At 64.5% G+C, this 17,200-nt stretch carries 14 protein-coding genes and 1 pseudogene; 3 read left to right on the top strand and 12 right to left on the bottom strand.

Annotation, left to right across the window (positions count from 1 at the left end; all coding sequences use genetic code 11):
• Positions 1-324 precede the first annotated feature (324 nt).
• Both WIR04_RS05510 and WIR04_RS05515 read right to left on the bottom strand, forming a co-directional pair.
• Positions 325-762 (bottom strand): PliI family lysozyme inhibitor of I-type lysozyme, encoded by a 438-nt coding sequence (locus WIR04_RS05510; protein ID WP_338891099.1) that lies wholly within the window; start codon positions 760-762, stop codon positions 325-327.
• A gap of 115 nt (positions 763-877) precedes the next feature.
• Positions 878-2,908, bottom strand: a complete 2,031-nt coding sequence (locus tag WIR04_RS05515; protein WP_338891101.1) for a M13 family metallopeptidase — start codon at positions 2,906-2,908, stop codon at positions 878-880.
• Positions 2,909-3,035: 127 nt separating this feature from the next.
• Here WIR04_RS05515 and tilS point away from each other — a divergent pair, with 127 nt between their 5' ends.
• Entirely contained in the window at positions 3,036-4,373 is a 1,338-nt protein-coding gene (tilS, locus tag WIR04_RS05520; protein WP_338891103.1) for a tRNA lysidine(34) synthetase TilS, read from the top strand.
• 27 nt (positions 4,374-4,400) lie between these two features.
• On the opposite strand, the gene WIR04_RS05525 is transcribed toward tilS, so the two are convergent.
• Positions 4,401-5,303, bottom strand: coding sequence for a GGDEF domain-containing protein (locus WIR04_RS05525; RefSeq protein ID WP_338891105.1), 903 nt, complete (start codon positions 5,301-5,303; stop codon positions 4,401-4,403).
• Positions 5,304-5,556: 253 nt separating this feature from the next.
• Here WIR04_RS05525 and WIR04_RS05530 point away from each other — a divergent pair, with 253 nt between their 5' ends.
• Positions 5,557-7,509 (top strand): cation:proton antiporter, encoded by a 1,953-nt coding sequence (locus WIR04_RS05530; RefSeq protein ID WP_338891107.1) that lies wholly within the window; start codon positions 5,557-5,559, stop codon positions 7,507-7,509.
• A gap of 69 nt (positions 7,510-7,578) precedes the next feature.
• Here the strand turns inward: WIR04_RS05530 and WIR04_RS05535 are convergent, their stop codons facing one another.
• The 5 genes and pseudogenes from WIR04_RS05535 to WIR04_RS05555 form a co-directional block, all read right to left on the bottom strand.
• Positions 7,579-8,724 (bottom strand): patatin-like phospholipase family protein, encoded by a 1,146-nt coding sequence (locus WIR04_RS05535; protein WP_338891109.1) that lies wholly within the window; start codon positions 8,722-8,724, stop codon positions 7,579-7,581.
• Between the two features lie 122 nt (positions 8,725-8,846).
• Positions 8,847-9,704 carry an alpha/beta fold hydrolase gene (locus tag WIR04_RS05540; RefSeq protein ID WP_338891111.1) on the bottom strand — a complete coding sequence of 286 codons (858 nt, stop codon included), beginning with the start codon at positions 9,702-9,704 and terminating at the stop codon, positions 8,847-8,849.
• 71 nt (positions 9,705-9,775) lie between these two features.
• Positions 9,776-10,357 carry a TetR/AcrR family transcriptional regulator gene (locus tag WIR04_RS05545; protein WP_262111195.1) on the bottom strand — a complete coding sequence of 194 codons (582 nt, stop codon included), beginning with the start codon at positions 10,355-10,357 and terminating at the stop codon, positions 9,776-9,778.
• 138 nt (positions 10,358-10,495) lie between these two features.
• A pseudogene (locus tag WIR04_RS05550) lies at positions 10,496-10,597 on the bottom strand (DNA-binding response regulator); the annotation flags it as partial.
• 122 nt (positions 10,598-10,719) lie between these two features.
• The gene (locus WIR04_RS05555; RefSeq protein WP_025327882.1) at positions 10,720-11,364 is read right to left on the bottom strand and encodes a response regulator; all 645 of its coding nucleotides are present in this window, start codon (positions 11,362-11,364) and stop codon (positions 10,720-10,722) included.
• 159 nt (positions 11,365-11,523) lie between these two features.
• Between WIR04_RS05555 and WIR04_RS05560 the strand changes: the two genes are divergently transcribed.
• Positions 11,524-12,150 (top strand): glutathione S-transferase, encoded by a 627-nt coding sequence (locus WIR04_RS05560; RefSeq protein WP_163136538.1) that lies wholly within the window; start codon positions 11,524-11,526, stop codon positions 12,148-12,150.
• A gap of 70 nt (positions 12,151-12,220) precedes the next feature.
• On the opposite strand, the gene WIR04_RS05565 is transcribed toward WIR04_RS05560, so the two are convergent.
• The 4 genes from WIR04_RS05565 to WIR04_RS05580 form a co-directional block, all read right to left on the bottom strand.
• Positions 12,221-14,344, bottom strand: a complete 2,124-nt coding sequence (locus WIR04_RS05565) for an alpha-amylase (protein WP_338891118.1) — start codon at positions 14,342-14,344, stop codon at positions 12,221-12,223.
• A 231-nt stretch (positions 14,345-14,575) separates the two neighbouring features.
• Complete coding sequence (locus tag WIR04_RS05570; RefSeq protein ID WP_025327879.1) at positions 14,576-15,742, bottom strand: membrane protein; 1,167 nt, start codon at positions 15,740-15,742, stop codon at positions 14,576-14,578.
• Positions 15,742-16,113 (bottom strand): GtrA family protein, encoded by a 372-nt coding sequence (locus WIR04_RS05575; RefSeq protein WP_005324511.1) that lies wholly within the window; start codon positions 16,111-16,113, stop codon positions 15,742-15,744. Before WIR04_RS05575 ends, WIR04_RS05570 begins: the two co-directional genes overlap by 1 nt.
• Positions 16,110-17,147, bottom strand: a complete 1,038-nt coding sequence (locus tag WIR04_RS05580; protein ID WP_025327878.1) for a glycosyltransferase family 2 protein — start codon at positions 17,145-17,147, stop codon at positions 16,110-16,112. The genes WIR04_RS05575 and WIR04_RS05580 overlap by 4 nt, the downstream gene beginning before the upstream one ends.
• Between the last annotated feature and the right edge of the window lie 53 nt (positions 17,148-17,200).

Here is a 17,200-nt window from a genome sequence, read left to right on the forward strand (position 1 = left end):
GTGGAAGGAGTCGGCTTTGCTCGAACCCGCTATCGCAGCGCGATGGTATGCAGGCAAGAGCATTCGAATGTGCCGAACAGGCGGGCCGAGAACATCGGACACGCTTGGATAACCATTTTTTACCTCCTTGTGTTTCGTTATGGTCAGGTGCGGCGATTATAGGCGTAGAAAAAATAGCCGTCTATCGGGGAATAGGGGGGATATCGGGCTGTTATGGGGGCATCTGGCAGTGAAAAGGGACCTTCATCGCAGCCTCCGGCAAAACAAGAGCCCCGCAGGGCGGGGCTCTTGAATCAGGTATGCGGGTGCATCAGATGAGAGGGATCAGTCGCGCGGTGTCTTGAGCGCCTGGATCACATCGTCATTGGGGGTCAGCCCCTCCACGTGATTGAAGCTCTCCAGCCCCTCCTGCGCATTGATGGTGAAGGCGTCGGCGCTCTGGTAGCTGCCGCTGCCGGCGCTCTCGACCAGGACGATGAGCTCGGGCTGCTTGTCACCGTTGAGATCCAGCAGCTTGAGCGCCTTGATGCTGCCATCGCGGGGCATCACCTTGCCGTCGATGAACTGATCCAGGGGAAACTCGGGGTTGGCGCCTGAGTAGAGGCGGACGTCGTAGCTGCCGGTGGAGGCGGGCTCACCGCGCCCCTCGCCGACGGTGAGCACCTGGCCCGTGGGCAGCGTCAGCTGCTGGAAGAATCCCTCCGCCGCCTGGGTGGTCAGGGGCAGGCTGAGCAGGCCGAGAGTAATGAGTAAGGCTTTCATGGATGTGACCCTTGTTGCTGCTTGTGTTGCGGTGTCAGTGGGCAGGGGCCTGGCCCCCGCCTTGTCTGTGGCCGACCCGGGGCTGGCGCTTGACCAGCCCCTGTCGACCCCCTGTTTACCATATCTTGACCCGTTTGGCCGGGTCCAGATAGAGCTTGTCACCCGGCTGTATGTTGAACGCCTCGTAGAAGGCGGGGATGTTCGGCACCACGCCGTTGACTCTGTACTCGGGTGGAGAGTGGGGATCCGAGGCGAGCAGCATCTGCATCAGCTCGGGACGATACATGCCCTTCCATACCTGGGCCCAGCCGAGGAAGAAGCGCTGCTCGCCGGTGAAGCCGTCCAGCACTGGGGCTTCCTTGCCATCCAGCGACAGCAGGTAGGCCTTGTGGGCTATGGTGAGGCCGCCGAGATCGCCTATGTTCTCCCCCAGGGTGAACTGGCCGTTGACGTACTGCCCCTTGATGGGCTCGAAGCGGTTGTACTGGGCCACCAGCCGGCTGGTACGGAAGCGGAACTCCTTGAGATCCTGGGGCGTCCACCAGTCGCGCATCACGCCATCACCGTCGGATCTGGCCCCCTGATCGTCGAAACCATGGCCCATCTCGTGGCCTATCACCCCGCCGATGGCGCCGTAGTTCACAGCGTCGTCCGCGCTCATGTCGAAGAAGGGGGGTTGCAGTATGGCGGCCGGGAAGACGATCTCGTTGTTGCTCGCGTTGTAGTAGGCGTTTACCGTCTGGGGCGACATGTGCCACTCGTCCCTGTCCACCGGCTTGCCGAGGCGGGCCAGGCTGTCGGCATATTCGAAGGCGCGGGCGCGCTGCAGGTTGCCCACCAGGTCATCGGCGCGGATCTCGATGGCGCTGTAGTCCTTCCACTTGTCCGGATAGCCTATCTTGGGCCTGAACTTGGCGAGCTTGGCCAGGGCCTGGGTCTTGGTGGCCGGCGACATCCAGTCCAGCTCCTGGATGCTCTGGCCGTAGGCGGTGCGCAGGTTCTCCACCAGCTGCTCCATGCGGGCCTTGGCCTCTGGCGGGAAGTAGCGCTCCACATAGAGCTTGCCCACCGCTTCCCCCAGGTTGTTGTCAAGTACGCCGAGGGCTCGCTCCCAGGGGGCGCGCTGCTTGGGCGTACCGCTCAGGGTGGTGCCGAAGAAGGCGAAGTTCTGGGCATCGGTCTGGCTGTCGAGGTAGGGGGCGAAATCGGTGATGAGCTGCCACTTGAGGTAGGCCTGCCAGTCGCCCATGGGGGTCTGCTTCATCACCTCGTCCAGGGCCGTCAGGTAGCTCGGCTGGCCTATGATGAGGCTCTGCTGGCCGCTCAGGCCGGCCTGATCCAGGTAGCTGTTCCAGTCGATGCTGGGGGCGAGGCGCTTGAGCTCGCCGATGGGGGCCTTGTTGTAGTTCTTCTGCCGATCCCGCAGGGCGACGTTGTCCCACTGGATCTGGGCGAGCCGGGTCTCGAGGGCCAGGATGCGCTTGGCCTTGGCCCCCGCATCCGCCTCGCCGAAGCGGCTCAGCATGCCGGCGATGTGTTGCTCGTATTTCTGCTGCAGCGCCTGGCTGGCGGCATCCTGCTTGAGGTAGTAGTCCCTGTCCGGCAGGCCGAGCCCGGATTGATAGAGGTAGACCGCATAGCTGTCCGGCGCCTTGGCATCGGCATCTATCCAGAAGCCGAAGGGGGCGCTGCCCCCCAGCTTGCCGGCGCGGGCGAAGGCCTGGGCCAGACCCTGCTGATCATGGATCTGATCGATGTCGCCGAGCAGGGGCAGCAGGGGCGTGGTGCCCCTGGCGTTGCGGGTCTGCTGATCCAGATAGCTTCGGTAGAGGTCGTGGATCTGCTGGGCCGGGGTACCGGTGGCGGCCTTGCCGTCCAGCCCCTCCACCAGCACCCGCACGTCCGCCAGGGACTTGTCCCGCAGCAGGTAGAAGGCGCCATCGGCGGGCCTGTCATCCGGGATCTTGGCGGTGGCCAGCCAGTGGCCGTTCACGTAGCGGAAGAAGTCGTCACCGGGTTTGACCCTGGTGTCCATGTTGGCCAGCGCGAGGCCGGAGTGCTTGTCTGCCTGGTCCGGTCCCTGACTGCAACCGGCCAGCAAGGCCAGCCCGATGAGGGCGGCCAGTATGCTTTTCTTATTGTTCATTGTCTGATTCCAATTCGGGTTACTCAGCGTCCCGGCCCAGGTCGGGAGGAGACTCACTCTAGCAGTCGGGTTAGCGCTTGATAAGCCCGACTCTGCTAAGATCGGCCTGGTCGTATTGGGGAAGCCTATGATTTCTCGTGTTTATTCTCGTTTTTGTCAGACTCTGCCCGCGCCGGAAGGTTCCCGGGGCCTGCTGGTGGCCTTCAGTGGCGGGCTCGACTCCACTGTGCTGCTGGTGCTGGCGGCGCGTTTTGCCCGGGAGCAGGGCCTTGCCCTGCGTGCCCTGCATGTCCATCACGGCCTGAGCCCTCATGCCGACGACTGGGTGGCCCATTGTGAAGGGGTGTGCCAGCAACTGGCGGTGCCGCTCATGGTCGAGCGGGTGCAACTGCAACGGGGCAACGGCGACAGCCTGGAGGCCCAGGCGCGGGAGGCCCGCTACCAGCGCCTCGCCGCCAGCCTGGGGGAGGGGGAGTGGCTGCTCACCGCCCATCATCAGGACGATCAGCTGGAGACCCTGCTGCTGGCGCTCAAGCGGGGCGCCGGATTGCGGGGGCTGGCGGGCATGGTGCCGAACCAGCCCTTTGCCGGCGGCCGCTTGCTGCGCCCGCTGCTCGAGGTCAGCCGGGCCGAGCTGGCGGAACTGGCCGAGACCCTGCCCTATGGCTGGGTGGAGGATGAGAGCAATCAGGATGTGAGCTACGATCGCAACTTCCTGCGCCAGCAGCTCATTCCCCAGCTCAAGGCGCGCTGGCCCGCCATGGCCCAGACGGCGGCGCGCAGCATGGCCCTGTGCGCCGAGCAGGAGGCGCTGATCAGCGAGCTGGCGGAGGCGGACTGGCAACGGGCAGGGGAGGGGGAGGCGCTGCGCATCGAGGCGCTGCTGCCGCTCTCCCCGGTGCGGCGCAACAACCTGCTGCGCCACTGGATCCGTCGTCAGGGGGGGGAGATGCCGTCCCGGGAGCTGCTGGGGCTGCTGTGGCAGGAGGTGGCGCTGGCGCGCGAAGACGCCAACCCCAGGCTGAGCCTGCAGGGGCTGGAGTGTCGCCGCTTTCAGGGACGACTCCACCTGGTGCCGCCCGGCCTTGCCCCTCGTGAGGAGGTGTTGCCCATCCGGGTGGGGGAGACGCTCTGCCTGCCGGACGGACTGGGGGCCTTCAGGCTGCTGTCATCGGATGGGGGGGAAGGGCTGCGCCCGCCACGGGAGGACGAGCCCCTGTCGGTGCGTTTTCAGGTGGCGTCCGGCGTCATGCTCAAGCCGGTGGGGCGGGTTGGCAGCCGGCGCCTGAAGAAGTTGCTGCAAGAGCACGGGGTGCCCTCCTGGCAACGGGGGCGTATTCCCATCCTCTATTACGGGGAGCAGGTGGCGCTGGTGGCCGGACTCTTCGTCTGCGACGGATTTCTGGCGCCCGAGGGGGGCATCAAGGGAGACTGGCTACGAGCCGTCACCCCGGAACTTGACTGAAGGCCGCCGAGGGAGTGCCAGGCCGCCCTATTCGGACGACCCTGTCACGCCGGCCTTCTTGCGGGCGTAGAGGTGGGCATCTGCCGTGGCATAGAGGCGCTGCACGTCCATGCCCGAGTGCCAGCTGGCGGCCCCCAGGCTGCAGCCCACCGAGAAGGCGCTGAGCTCCTTGTGGCTGTGCAGCACATGTTGCAGCCGCAGCCAGACCGGGCGCCAGGCCTCGGGATCGGCGGGTTGCAGCAGCAGGGCGAACTCGTCGCCGCCGAGGCGAAACGCCTGATCCGTGCCGCGAATGCAGCCCTGCAGCAGCTGGGCGAAGCGGCTCAGCACCAGATCCCCCACCGGATGACCCCAGGTGTCATTGACCTGCTTGAAGCGATCGAGATCCAGCAGCACCAGCACCAGACCGTGGGGCTCCCGGCAGTGTTGCTCCACCGCCCGGCCAATGGCCTCGTCGAAATAGGAGCGGTTGCCAAGCCCGGTCAGGTGATCGAGCCGCACCTGCTGCTCCAGCCGGCTCAGCCGCAGATAGAGCGGCAGAGGCAGGCAGAACAGCTGGTGATATTGCCCCAGCTGCCGCCGCTGGCCGTCGCTCAGGGGCTGCTCCAGCTCGTAGTGCAGCTGTCCGAGCAACTGCTCGTGCTGGCCGCGCAGCTCGAAGCGGTAGCTATGCAGCACCTGCCGGGCCTGGGGGGCGTGGGCGATGAGGCTATGGGGCTGACCGCAGTCGAGGTGGAGCGTGTGGATCCGGACAATCTTTGCCACCCGCTCGGCAAAGATTGCCAGCAGGGCGTCAAGATCCCGTTGCCTCAGCAGCTCCTGAAGCTGCTGATAAGTATCCTGCCCGGTCAGCGGCGTGAGCCGCTCCATCTGCTGTACCCACTGCTCTATGCCATGTCCGAAGCCGTTCAAAGACGATGTGTTTTCCACGTTGCAGCCTTACACCTCTCCACTCATTGTTAGGTTTCTTGCAATCCCCGTGCCCAAAATATGTTCGATGGAAAACAAAGGGGCTGGCTAGGCTTAGCAACATGAAATGGGAGGGCAAACAACCCCGTGCGCCGCTGGCCGCGCGCCAGCGTCAAGGGCGGGATCCTGCCCCGCAGCGACGAGGGCCGGAGAGTGCCAGGGGCCTGAGGCGGCGCGTCTCAGGGCCATGGGGACAGATAAGAGGGAGGGATGTGTGTACGCCGATGTGTTGATCCTGCTGCTCTCCGCCGTTCTGCTGGTGGCCATCTTCCGACGCCTGGGCCAGCCGGTGATCCTCGCCTATCTGTTCGTCGGCATGCTGCTCGGCCCCCATGGCGCGGCCATCGTCACCGGGCAGGCCATGATGCAGACCATAGGGGAGCTCGGCATCGTCTTCCTGATGTTCTCCCTCGGCCTAGAATTCTCGCTGCCGCGCCTGCTCGCCATGCGCAAGCTGGTGCTGGGGGTCGGCGGTCTGCAGGTGCTGCTCACCTCATTGCTGTTCTTCTGGCTCGGCTGGTGGTGGGGTCTGAGTCTCTCCCAGGCGCTGGTGGTGTCCGGCACCCTGGCCCTCTCCTCCACCGCCGTGGTGATCAAGCAGCTCGGGGAGTTGCAGCAACTCCATACCCGGCGTGCCCAGCTCGGGGTGAGCGTCTTGCTGTTTCAGGATCTGGCGGTGGTACCGCTGCTGGTGATGATCCCCATACTGGCCAGGCCCGAGGTGCAGGGCAGCGCCCTGCTGGCGGAGGTGGCCTGGGCCTCCCTCAAGGGGCTGTTCGCCCTCTCGGTGCTGCTGGCGGTGGGAAAGTGGCTGCTGCCCATGGTGTTTCACGAGGTGGCGCGGGCACGCTCCGACGAGCTGTTCGTGCTCAGTACCCTGCTGGTGGCCCTGCTGGCGGCCTCCCTCACCCAGTGGATGGGGCTCTCCATGGCACTCGGGGCCTTCCTGGCCGGCATGATGCTGGGGGAGTCCCACTACCGCCATCAGCTGGAGGTGGACATCAAGCCGTTTCGGGACGTGCTGCTGGGGCTCTTCTTCATCACCATCGGCATGACCATGGAGTGGACGCTGGTGGCGAACGCCTGGTGGCAGGTGCTGCTCTGCGTGCTCGGGCTCATCCTGTGCAAGTCGCTGCTGGTGCTGCTGGCGGGCCGGCTGATGGGGGAACGCAAGCGTGATGCCATGGCCGCCGGCATCATGCTGAGCCAGGTCGGCGAGTTCGGCTTCGTGCTGCTGGCGCTGGCGAGCCACCATGGCCTGCTCGGCCACGAGCTGGTCTCCCTGCTCATCGGCGTCGGCGTCATCACCATTTCTCTCACCCCCTGGCTGGTGCAGCGGGCCCTGGGGCTGGCCCACTCCCTCACCGACGCTACCCTGCTTTCACGCGCCGGGGTCGCCCAGTCGGGGCTCAGCAAGCACCAGCATGTCATCATCGCCGGCTTCGGGCGCACCGGGCAGACCTGCGCCCGCTTTCTCAAGTTAGAGGAGATCCCCTTTCTCGCGCTGGATCTCGATCCCGAGCGGGTGAGCGAGGCCAAGCTGGCGGGGGAGCAGGTGGCGTTCGGCGATGCCAGCCGGCGCGACATCCTGCTGGCGGCCGGTCTGATGCGGGCCCGCCTGGTGATCATCACCTTCGACGATCGCAAGCGGGTCGATGCCATGCTGATGCAGATCCGGGCGCTGGCGGGGGATCTCAAGGTGCTGGTGCGAACCCGGGACGACAGCTTCCTCGAGCACTACAAGCAGGCCGGGGCCTTCGAGGTGATCCCCGAATCCCAGGAGGGGGCCCTGATGCTGGTCTCCCACCTGCTGGTCAACTGCGACATCCCCATAGGTCGGGTGATCCGGCGCATGGAGCACGAGCGCAGCAGTCAGTACCGCTTTCTCCACGGCTTCTACTGGGGGGATCAGAGCGCGGGCAACCTGGAGACGGATCAGTTGCTGGAGCGGCTGCATCCCGTGCTGCTGCACGATCAGGCCTGGGCTGTGGGGCGCCGGGTGCGGGAACTGCCCCTGGGGGAGGTGCGCATCAAGGCGGTGCATCGCGGGGAGCGCAGCCTGGAGCCTAAGGCCGATCTGAGGCTGGTGGCGGGTGATCGGCTGGTACTCTTTGGGACGGCCGTGGCCATGGAGCAGGCGGAGCAGCGCCTGCTGGAGGGTCACTAGGCTGTGCTCTCAACATGCTCAGGGGCCCTTGCCCGGGTGGCGGCTCCCCCCTGGTGGAAGCAGGCCTGTTCAGGCCTCCTCGCGGATCCGCTCTTCGATGTCGAGGAAGGACTCGATGCGCTGGCGCTGATCCAGCGCATCCTGATACCCCAGCCTTATCAGCTGCTGACAGTAACCCGGGTGAAACATCAGGAAGCTGGCCAGGCTGCTGCTCTCCTGGCCGTTCACCCCCAGCACCCGCAGCAGGCGGCGTAACTGGGTCGGCAGCTTGGGCAGGTAGTCCAGGGCAATAAGATCCAGATCCTGGCTCGGCCTGACCACGCAGGTCTCCACCTGACGCAGCTTCAGACGGTTGCGTTCCCGCGCCGGGATCAGCGACAGGGTCTGGTTGATGCGCCCCAGCCGCTCCAGATCCGAATTGAGGGTGTCGGAGAAGACGGTGTTGAGCAGGTGGCTGGCGATGTTGGAGCTGGTCAGGTGATCCTGGCGGGGGGCAGCGCTCCCCTGATGGGGGGAGTCCAGGGTCACCAGCAGGATCCGCTCCGCCCCCAGGTGAATGGCGGGGCTCAAGGGGCTCAGCTGGTGGATGGAGCCGTCACCGTAGAAGCGTTCGCCGATGCGGGTGGCCGGAAAGACGAAGGGCAGGGCCGCCGAGGCCATCAGGTGATCCGAGGTGAGCAGGGTGCGCAGGCCGCGCCGCCTGGCCCGCTCCCAGGGCAGATGCTCGGCCCGCCCCTGGAAGAAGGTGGTGGAGAGGCCGTCGTCATAGTCGGAGGCGGTGATGGCGATGGCCTCCAGACTGCCATAGAGGATGTTGTCGTCGATGCGGTGATAGTCGATGAGCTGATCCAGCAGGCGGCGCAGGGGGGCGTTGTCGAACAGGTGGAAGGCGCGGTTGCTCTGGGGGCTGATGAGACCGGCCGAGCCCTGATACAGGGTGCGCCACAGCAGCTGGCAGGGGCGGAAGTCGAAGATGTGATGGGTCTCGAAACGGCGCCAGACCCACTCCAGCTTGCGCACCCCCAGGTGAAAACAGGAGGCGTAGCACGCCAGTGCCGTGATGTTGAGGGCCCCCGCCGAGGTGCCGCACAGTATGGGGAAGGGGATGCCGAGGTTGCGGGGATAGAGCTCGGCCACCGCCTTGAGTACGCCGACCTGATAGGCGGCGCGAGCACCACCACCGGTGAGCAGAAGAGCTGTATTGGGTCTGGCCATGCTGCTGCGCCTTATTGTGATTGCAAGGGCGGGTTGCCACCGCGCAATTTAACTATAAGACGTTGTATCCCGGATAAAAATGGGCCGCCTCATCATTTTTTGAGGCGACCGGTGCGGCGGGATCAGGCCGTGCCCCTGGGCTGGGTCAGCTGATCGAAAGCGGCGAAAACGGGGGGGCTTGCCAGGATGCGGCCATGGCCGAGCCCACGGGTACTCACCAGCCGGGTACGGCCGTCCTCTGCCGCCCGCAACGAGTCTTTATGGGGGGCAAACCTGTCCTCCTCGTCATGGACGATCAGGGCCACCCCTTCGCGATTGGCGAGCCGGCCGAGGGGGTCCACAGTGCTCAAGGGATGCTGGTATTCGTGCTCGATCTCCTTGACCACGGCATCGAACAGCCGGATGGAGTAGCCGGAACGGGCCACCATGCCATAGAGCTGGGGCACGTAGTCGAGCACGGGGGAGATGAGCAGCAGCGGCAGCGCGTCGAGGTCGGGGTGGCGGCTGCTGAGGGTGACGGCGCCTCCCATGCTGTGGGTGATGACCCCCTGAACTGGGCCGACGCGGGCGAGGATCTCGTCGAAGGCACGCACGAAGCGGGGCAGGTGACCCGTGCTGCCCTCGCTCTGGCCGTGGGCGGGGTGATCATAGGCCAGCGCCGTGAAGCCCTGGGCGGCGATATGGCTCATCAGCGGGTAGAACTGGCTGGCACTGCCGGACCACCCGTGCATCAGCAGCCAGACCGGTCCCTGGCCGAGGCGATAGCTCATCAGGGTGCCCTCTCCGGTGTGGATGGCCTGCTGCACCAGGCCGGCGGGGGCGGCGACCTCACGGGTGGGGCGCTGCGGGGTGAGCAGCAACTTGCTGGCGGTGCGTTTGGCGTGGGCCGGGGCCAGTGCGTGGTGCAGTCGGGTGCCAAGGCCCAGCAGCAACTTGCTCGGGCTGACGCGGCGGGTGTTGAAATAGATCTTGCTGCTCATGGTCATCCTGTGGTTTTTATGTGCGAACGCTCGTGCTTTTTTGTCTGTTTTTAAAAAGAAGAGCCAAAACCTCAGCGCCAGCTGGTCAGCAGATCTTCCACCTCGGGCCAGAAGTGACGGCCCGGATCCTGACACAAGTCCAGCGCGTTGAACACCTGATCTCCCAGATAGAGGCCATAGAGCCGGTAGACGGCGCGCCAGGGATCCAGGTCCCCGCGCCACTCTCCCTTCTCCTGGCCCTGCACCACCTGGCGAGCCAGGTAGTCGAGCCAGAAGCGCACCAGCTGGCGGGCCGCCTGCTGCACCTCCCCCTCCTGGGCCGAGGTCCAGGCGTCGAGGAACATGCAGCGTCCGGCAAAGCTCTGGTTCCAGGCCAGCCAGGCCTGCAGCAGGGCCAGCAGTTTTTCCTGCTGGGTGCCGTGCTGCTGCTGGCGCACCGGCTGGATCACCCGCTCCCGGAACACCTCGGCGGAATGGGTGAGCACGGCGATCTGCAGGTTGTCGCGAGACTGGAAATGGGCGAACAGACCGCTCTTGGACATCTCGCACGCACTGGCCAGCGAGCCTATGGTCAGGCTCTCGAGCCCCTGCTGGCTCGCCTGCTCGAACGCAGTCTGCAAAATGTTGTCGCGGGTCAGGCGGCCCTTGCTCATCGCACTCTCCTCTCTGGGTCCTGCAGCATAAAGTACGATCGTGCTAATTGTCGAGCCGCAAACCGCTATTGTGCTGGAGAGAAGGCGCTGACTCAGTTGTCCTCGGTGTCGAACGTGCGATGGGTTTGTGGCTACGGCTCAGTTGTCCTTGATGTCCATCTGCTGCAGGGCGATGACCGCCTGGGTGCGGTTCTTGACGCCGAGTTTGCGGAAGGTGGAAGTGATATGGGCCCTGAGGGTGACAAGAGTCTCAGTTGTCCTTGATGTCCATCTGCTGCAGAGCGATGACCGCCTGGGTGCGGTGCTTGACGCCGAGCTTGCGGAAGGTGGAAGTGATATGGGCCCTGAGGGTAACAAGAATCTCAGTTGTCCTTGATGTCCATCTGCTGCAGGGCGATGACCGCCTGGGTGCGATTCTTGACGCCGAGTTTGCGGAAGATGGCGGTGATGTGTGCCTTGATGGTGGCCTCGGAGACGTTGAGCTCCCAGGCGATCTGCTTGTTGAGGCTGCCGTCCCGCAGCATGATCAGCACCTTGTATTGCTGGGGGGTGAGGCTGGCCAGCTTGCTGGCGAAGTCGGGACCATCCTCGGACTCGGGGTGAAGGGAGATCCCTTCCGGCACCCAGTTATCTCCCCCGATCACCGTATTGAGGGCGCTGACCAGCTCCTTCATGGGAACCGACTTGGGAATGAAGCCCAGGGCCCCGAGGCGCAGCACCTGCTGGATGATGGCGGCATCTTCCGAGGCGGAGACCACGACGATGGGGAGGTCCGGGTACTGGCCGCGCAGATAGGCCAGTCCCTCGAAGCCGTTGGCCCCCGGCATCTTGAGATCGAGCAGCAGCAGATCGACTTCGGGGTGCTCCGCGAGCAGGTGGGTCAGGCTGTCGATGGAGTCGGCCTCCAGCAGCCTGGCCTCGTCGATGGCCATGTGCACCGCTTGATAGAGGGCGCCCCGAAACAGGGGGTGGTCATCTGCGATGACGATGGTAAATTGGCTGTCCATTGCTCACATTTTTGCTAACTGATTGTTTTGAAAAATCAAACTAGCACTGCTCCCCAAGGGGGTCAAACTCGCAGGTGTGCAAATGTGAGGCGACCATGAGATGTCGTGCCCGCGGGGCCGATGCCGGGTCATGAACAACCCCAACGCAGGAGGCAATAAATGGGATCCTTGGTATTGACGGTAGGCACAGGTTCCACCTGGGCGATGCGGGCGTCGCTGGTGCTCGCCATGAGCGGACTGGAGTGGCAGGAGCAGGTGTTCGATCTGGAGGATGCCAAGGCGTTGGCGCGGCTCAAGCGCACGGCGCCAGCCGGGCTGGTGCCCTGGCTGGATGACGGTGAGCTGCGGATCCACGACTCCCTCGCCATCGCCGAGTATCTCCACGAGCTGTGCCCGGCGCGCCACCTCTATCCGGTGGATAGGGCCGAGCGGGCATTGGCCCGCAGCCTCTGCGCCGAGCTGCACTCGGGCTTTGGCCAGATCCGCAGTCGCTTGCCCTTCTTCCTCGGTGCACCGACCCAGAGCGAACCCCCGGTAGAGACCCTGGGGGAGCTGGCCCGGCTGCAGACGCTCTGGTCCCAGGCTCGGGGGCCCTTCTACTTTGAGGAGGCGGGGATCCTCGATGCCTTCTATGCCGTGATGGCCTATCGGCTGGCGAGCTACGGCATAGACTTGCCCGGTCAGGCGGGGGCCTATCAGCAAGCCTTGCTGGCCTGGCCCCTGTGGCAGGAGACCCTGGTCAAGGCGCGGCTGCAGTGGCCGGCCATCGCCCGGCAGCCGGCATGAGGTGAAGGGGCCTGCGCAATAAGAGAGGGGAGCCATTGGCTCCCCTCTCGTTTGTCTGGTGCTGGCCGGGTTACGGCTGCCGGCCGGCGAACACCACCACCACCTTGTCCTCCCCCTTCTCCCGCACGAAGCTGTAGGGGGCATCGGACAGCTTCTTGTGGCTGCCTGCCGCCACCGCCGGGTGGGCGGCGCGGAACTGGCCGAGCCTTTGCCAGTGCTTGACCAGCTCAGCCTTCTCGCCGCTCCCGATCTCCTGCCAGTTCATGTCGGATCGCACGCTCTGATCGAACACGCCGCCATCCTTGGCCAGACCCCGGCCAGACTCGTCCCCGTAGTAGAGCTGGATGCCCCCCGGCAACAGCATAAAGCTGTTGGCGACTCTGCGTTGCAGCGGCACGTCCTGATAGTCACCAAAGAACAGCTTGGTGTCGTGGGAGCTGATGTAGCTCAGCACGTTGAACTCGGGATCCTGGTTGATGCGGCTGGCGTAGCTGGCATAGGTGGGATCGGCGCCTGCCATGCACTGGGCCTGGGGCAGGGCGAACTCCCGCTGATAGTCGAAGTTGATCAGGGAATCGAAGCCGTTCTGGTACCAGAAATCCTTGGCGACCCCGTGATCCCACACCTCGCCCACCATGTAGAAGGGTAGATCGTCGAGGGCCTTGCCCGGGTTGGCGGTCTTCCACTCCTTGAGCGCCGCCGTGCCCGCCTGCTTGAGCCTGGCCCAGACCGCCGGCTCCAGGTGCTTGACGGTGTCGGCCCGGAAGCCGTCGATGCCGAAGCGGCGTACCCAGTCGGTGTGCCAGGCAATGAGATAATCGCTGACGCTTGCGTTGGGGAGCGCCTTGGCCCGGGTATCCTGCTTGGCGGCGAGCAGAGGGGGCAGGCCCACCGGCTTGCTGGACTCGGTCAGGAAGTCCGGCAGCCCCGCCACCGAGCCGGTGACGTCGTCAGTGCCGGGCTGCGGGTAACCGGGCAGGCCTGCACGCACCCAGTCAGGGCCCCACCATTTGCTCCACTCGCTCGATTGGTAGTCGATAAACTGGTTGTAGCCATGCCAGTTGAGGCCACCACTCGGGCTCCACTGGTTCCAGGTGGCCGGCAACTTGCCGCTGTTCTGGGTGAGGTCGGTGAGCCCCAGATCCTGCAGATCCGCCAGGGTGGCGTAACCGGCGTGGTTCATCACCACGTCCAGGATGATCCGCATGCCGCGCTTGTGGGCCTCGTCCACTAGCGTCTTCAGGCTCTCCTCGTCGCCGTAGTTGGGATCTATCTTGGTGAAGTCCAGCGCCCAGTAGCCGTGGTAGGCATAGAAGGGGAAGTTGCCCTGCTCGCCGCCGCCGATGAAGCCGTGCACCTGTTCCACCATAGGAGTGATCCAGATGGCATTCATGCCGAGGCTCTTGATGTAGTCGAGCTTCTCGGTCAGCCCCTTGAAGTCGCCGCCATGCCAGGTGGCGACCTCATCCTGACCATCCTTCTGGCGGCCGAAGCTGTGATCGTTGGCGGGATCGCCGTTGTGGAAGCGGTCGGTCAGGAGGAAATAGACGCTCGCCTGATCCCAGCTGAAGGGGGCCGCCTTGGCCGCCTTGACCGGTTCGAGCAGCAGCAGGCCGCCGCTCTCCTTGCTCGGGGTCAGGGTCAGCTTGCCCTGGGTGACCACGGCCTCCTGTCTGGAGTAGGCATCCCGCAGCCGGGTGCCGTCGGGCCAGACTCCTTTCAGCAACACCGTCACCGGGCCACCATCCCAGGCGATACAGGGCTCTGTCGGGGGCTGGCGTTTGAACTCGCTCTTTTTGGTCGCCCGCAGCACCTTGAGGCTGGGGGTATCAGGGTTGAAGGTGAACTCGTAGTCCCCCGCCAGCATCACCCTCAGGTTGAAGCTTGCCCCCTTGCTGCACTTGTCCATGGGCTGGGCGGTGCCGAAGGGGAGCGCCTTGACCTCGGTCGGCCCGAAGCTGGTGCCGCAGCTGTTGCCGGCATCGCTGATGCGGATCTGGTGGCTGCCCTTGTCCAGCCTGTGGGTCAGGGTGACGGTGCCCTTGTCCAGCGTCAGCGCCTCTGCCACCGGTTTGCCATCCACGTGGAGATAGACCTCGGGGGCGGCCATCGCCTGACCGGCGAACAGTGGCGTGACCAGCAGTGCGAGCCACAGGGCTGATGGGCGGAGATCGAGACGAGACGAGGAGCGCATAGGCCATTCCTTGAGCTGAGTGGGGTCCGTTGAGGCACTCATTCTAGGGGGTGCAGGGTCGGGGTTGGACCGGTAAAACACCGATTTGTGACGTCAGTTCAAATGGTTACGTTTTCAAGCTCGGCAAAGTGTGATGACTGCCCTGCTGCCCGGAGCGAGGCGCCATAAAAAATGCCGGTCGATGGACCGGCATGTTCAGGTTGGGGTTGTTCGCCTGCGGGCGACCGCTCGTCAGACGGTAAAGAACTTGAAGTTGACGAAGGCCACCGCGATGAAGGAGGCGACCATGCCGCTGATGCAGAGCACCGCAGGGCGGATGGCGGGCCAGCGATGGGCCAGCAAGATGATGGCCAGCAGGGTCGGGTAGAGGCCGAACATATAACGCGGCATGGCGTTGAGCCCTGTCATCAGCGGTATGGTGCAGCAGATGAACATCAGGGTCGCCTCGGCCCAGCGCTTCTGGCTGAACAGGTAGCCGTTCAGGCACCAGCCGAAGATCACCATGATGGAGAGGTAGGCCTTGCGACCGCCCAGCTCGAAGCCGCTCAGCCACCAGTCCAGGGGGCTGTCCATGTAGCGACCCCAGGCGACCTGGATGTGCTTGAAGGCGAGCGCATCTCCGGTCAGGTGATAGAGGTAGACCATGTAGGAGAAGAGGCCGAGGGGGATGAGCCAGAGGGTGAACACCACCTTGAAGGCCCGCTCGGTGAAGCGGAAGAACTCGCGCCAGCCATAGGCCTGCAGCGCCAGGATCAGCACGGGGAACACCATCATTACCCCCAGGTTGCGGGTCCCGGAGATGAAGATGCCGAGGAAGGCGACCATCAGCCACTGCTCGCGGTAGGCGAACAGGAACATGCCCAGCATCAGCGCCATGAACATGGGTTCGGTGTAGCCGGACACGAAGTAGGCGGAGAAGGGGGAGAAGGCCAGCAGCCAGACCCCGAAGCGGGCTGTCTCATCCCCCAGCTTGAGCTGGCGCAGCACCAGCAGCATCAGCGGCAGGCTGATGAAGAAGGCGATGTTGGCCACCAGCATCAGGCCGATCAGGCTCTCCATGTTGAGCAGGCTGGAGAGCCCGCCGGCGAGCATGGGGTAGAGCGGCATGAAGGCCCAGTTCGCCGCGTTGCCCTTGCTCAGCCAGCGTGGGTAGAGGTCGTAGCCGTTCTCTATGATGCGCTGGAACCAGACGCAGTCGAACTGGCAATAGGCTTGCAGCGGGCCTATGTCGGGGGCGCCGTAGAGCTGGACACCGAAATAGCCCATGCCGTACAGGGCCACCCGGCTCAGCACGAAGGCGGCGATGATCATCAGCCAGTCGCGGCTGCTGATGCGCAGTGACGGGCGATAGGGGAGTGCATCCCCGGCGAGGGGAGGAGTATTGGTCATGTCATTCATCAGGCAAAAACCCAGACGCGAGAGAGTATGTAGGTGAGTACGGTAACGGTCAGGGTGGCAATCACCACCGGCAGCAGTCCGGAGAGACCCGCAAACAGCAGGCCGCTCAGGATGAGGTTACGCACCGCCAGGGAGAAGAGGGCCACCAGCAGAAACTTGCTGGCGGCACCTTGCTTCTGGAAGGTGATGTAGCGATGGCCGAAAAACGAGAACCAGAACGCGATGGCAAAGGCCAGGGTCGTGACCAGATGCTCAGAGATGGCGGGCCAGGTGTGGAACAGGGCGATGGAGGTGCCCAGATCGACGAGGGTGGCCCCCCCGCCGACAAAACCGAAGCGAACCAGCCGCCAGAATTCCTCGCGGGAGATCATTGGGACGCCGGCTCCTGCTTGTCCGCATCCTGCGCCTTCTCACTTTGGGTTGCCGCCGCATCCGGCTGCTTGCCCGCGTCCTGCTGGGCATACTGGCCGTAGATCCCCTCGATGAGGTAGACGGGGCGCTGCTTCACTTCCACGAACATGCGGCCTATGTACTCGCCTATGATGCCAAGGGACAGCAGCTGAATGCCGCCGAGGAACAGCATTACCGACATCAGGGAGGCGTAGCCCGGCACGTCTATGCCGAAGAAGAGCACCTGGGTGATGATCTTGAGGATATAGAGGAAGGCGATGAAGGAGACGCCGACCCCCACGTAGCTCCAGACCCGCAGCGGCCAGCTGGAGAAGCTCATCAGGCCGTCGAGGGCGAAGTTCCACAGCTTCCAGTAGTTGAACTTGGTTTCACCGGCGTGGCGTGCCGGACGCTCGTAGGGGACACCGACGGCACGGAAACCGGCCCAGGCGAAGAGCCCCTTCATGAAGCGGTTGCGCTCCGGCAGTTGCTTGAGGGCCTCGACCACCTTGCGATCGATGAGTCGGAAGTCACCGGCGTTCTCCGGCAGCTTGGTGCTGGTGGAGAGGGCGTTGAAGAAGCGGTAGAAGCCGCCGGCGGTGAGGCGCTTCATCGGGGTGTCGGCGCTGCGATCGACCCGGATGCCGTAGACGGTGTCGTAGTCACCTGTCTGCCACAGCTTGACGAACTCCAGGATGAGGGAGGGGGGATCTTGCAGATCCACGTCCATGGGGACCATGGCATCGCCCTTGGCCTGATGCAGGCCTGCGGTCATGGCCGCTTCCTTGCCGAAGTTGCGGGCCAGGTTGACCAGGGTCACGCGCGGGTCGCGGGCGATGGCCTGCTCGACCACTTCGCGGGTACGGTCGCGGCTGCCGTCGTTGACGAACACGATTTCAAGCCGGTCTTTGAGGGGGGCCAGTTCGGCATCTATCGCGCTGATGAAGGCGTCTATGCTCTCTTCCTCGTTGTAAACGGGCACGACCAGAGAGAGTCGAAAATCGGCATGCGACATGGGAACTTCCTTATTGAAAGAATTATTTTATAAGACTGCAGGGATCTTCAACT

The sequence above is a fragment of the Aeromonas rivipollensis genome (assembly GCF_037811135.1).
Classification (GTDB): Bacteria; Pseudomonadota; Gammaproteobacteria; order Enterobacterales; family Aeromonadaceae; genus Aeromonas; species Aeromonas rivipollensis.

Excerpts from the sequence above, each read along its gene's own strand:
- WIR04_RS05540 (WP_338891111.1), bottom strand. The coding sequence starts at position 9,704 with ATGAGCAGCAAGATCTATTTCAACACCCGCCGCGTCAGCCCGAGCAAG.
- WIR04_RS05570 (WP_025327879.1), bottom strand. The coding sequence starts at position 15,742 with ATGAATGACATGACCAATACTCCTCCCCTCGCCGGGGATGCACTCCCC.
- tilS (WP_338891103.1), top strand. The coding sequence starts at position 3,036 with ATGATTTCTCGTGTTTATTCTCGTTTTTGTCAGACTCTGCCCGCGCCG.
- WIR04_RS05510 (WP_338891099.1), bottom strand. The coding sequence starts at position 762 with ATGAAAGCCTTACTCATTACTCTCGGCCTGCTCAGCCTGCCCCTGACC.
- WIR04_RS05565 (WP_338891118.1), bottom strand. The coding sequence starts at position 14,344 with ATGCGCTCCTCGTCTCGTCTCGATCTCCGCCCATCAGCCCTGTGGCTC.
- WIR04_RS05580 (WP_025327878.1), bottom strand. The coding sequence starts at position 17,147 with ATGTCGCATGCCGATTTTCGACTCTCTCTGGTCGTGCCCGTTTACAAC.
- WIR04_RS05560 (WP_163136538.1), top strand. The coding sequence starts at position 11,524 with ATGGGATCCTTGGTATTGACGGTAGGCACAGGTTCCACCTGGGCGATG.
- WIR04_RS05515 (WP_338891101.1), bottom strand. The coding sequence starts at position 2,908 with ATGAACAATAAGAAAAGCATACTGGCCGCCCTCATCGGGCTGGCCTTG.
- WIR04_RS05555 (WP_025327882.1), bottom strand. The coding sequence starts at position 11,364 with ATGGACAGCCAATTTACCATCGTCATCGCAGATGACCACCCCCTGTTT.
- WIR04_RS05545 (WP_262111195.1), bottom strand. The coding sequence starts at position 10,357 with ATGAGCAAGGGCCGCCTGACCCGCGACAACATTTTGCAGACTGCGTTC.
- WIR04_RS05575 (WP_005324511.1), bottom strand. The coding sequence starts at position 16,113 with ATGATCTCCCGCGAGGAATTCTGGCGGCTGGTTCGCTTCGGTTTTGTC.
- WIR04_RS05535 (WP_338891109.1), bottom strand. The coding sequence starts at position 8,724 with ATGGCCAGACCCAATACAGCTCTTCTGCTCACCGGTGGTGGTGCTCGC.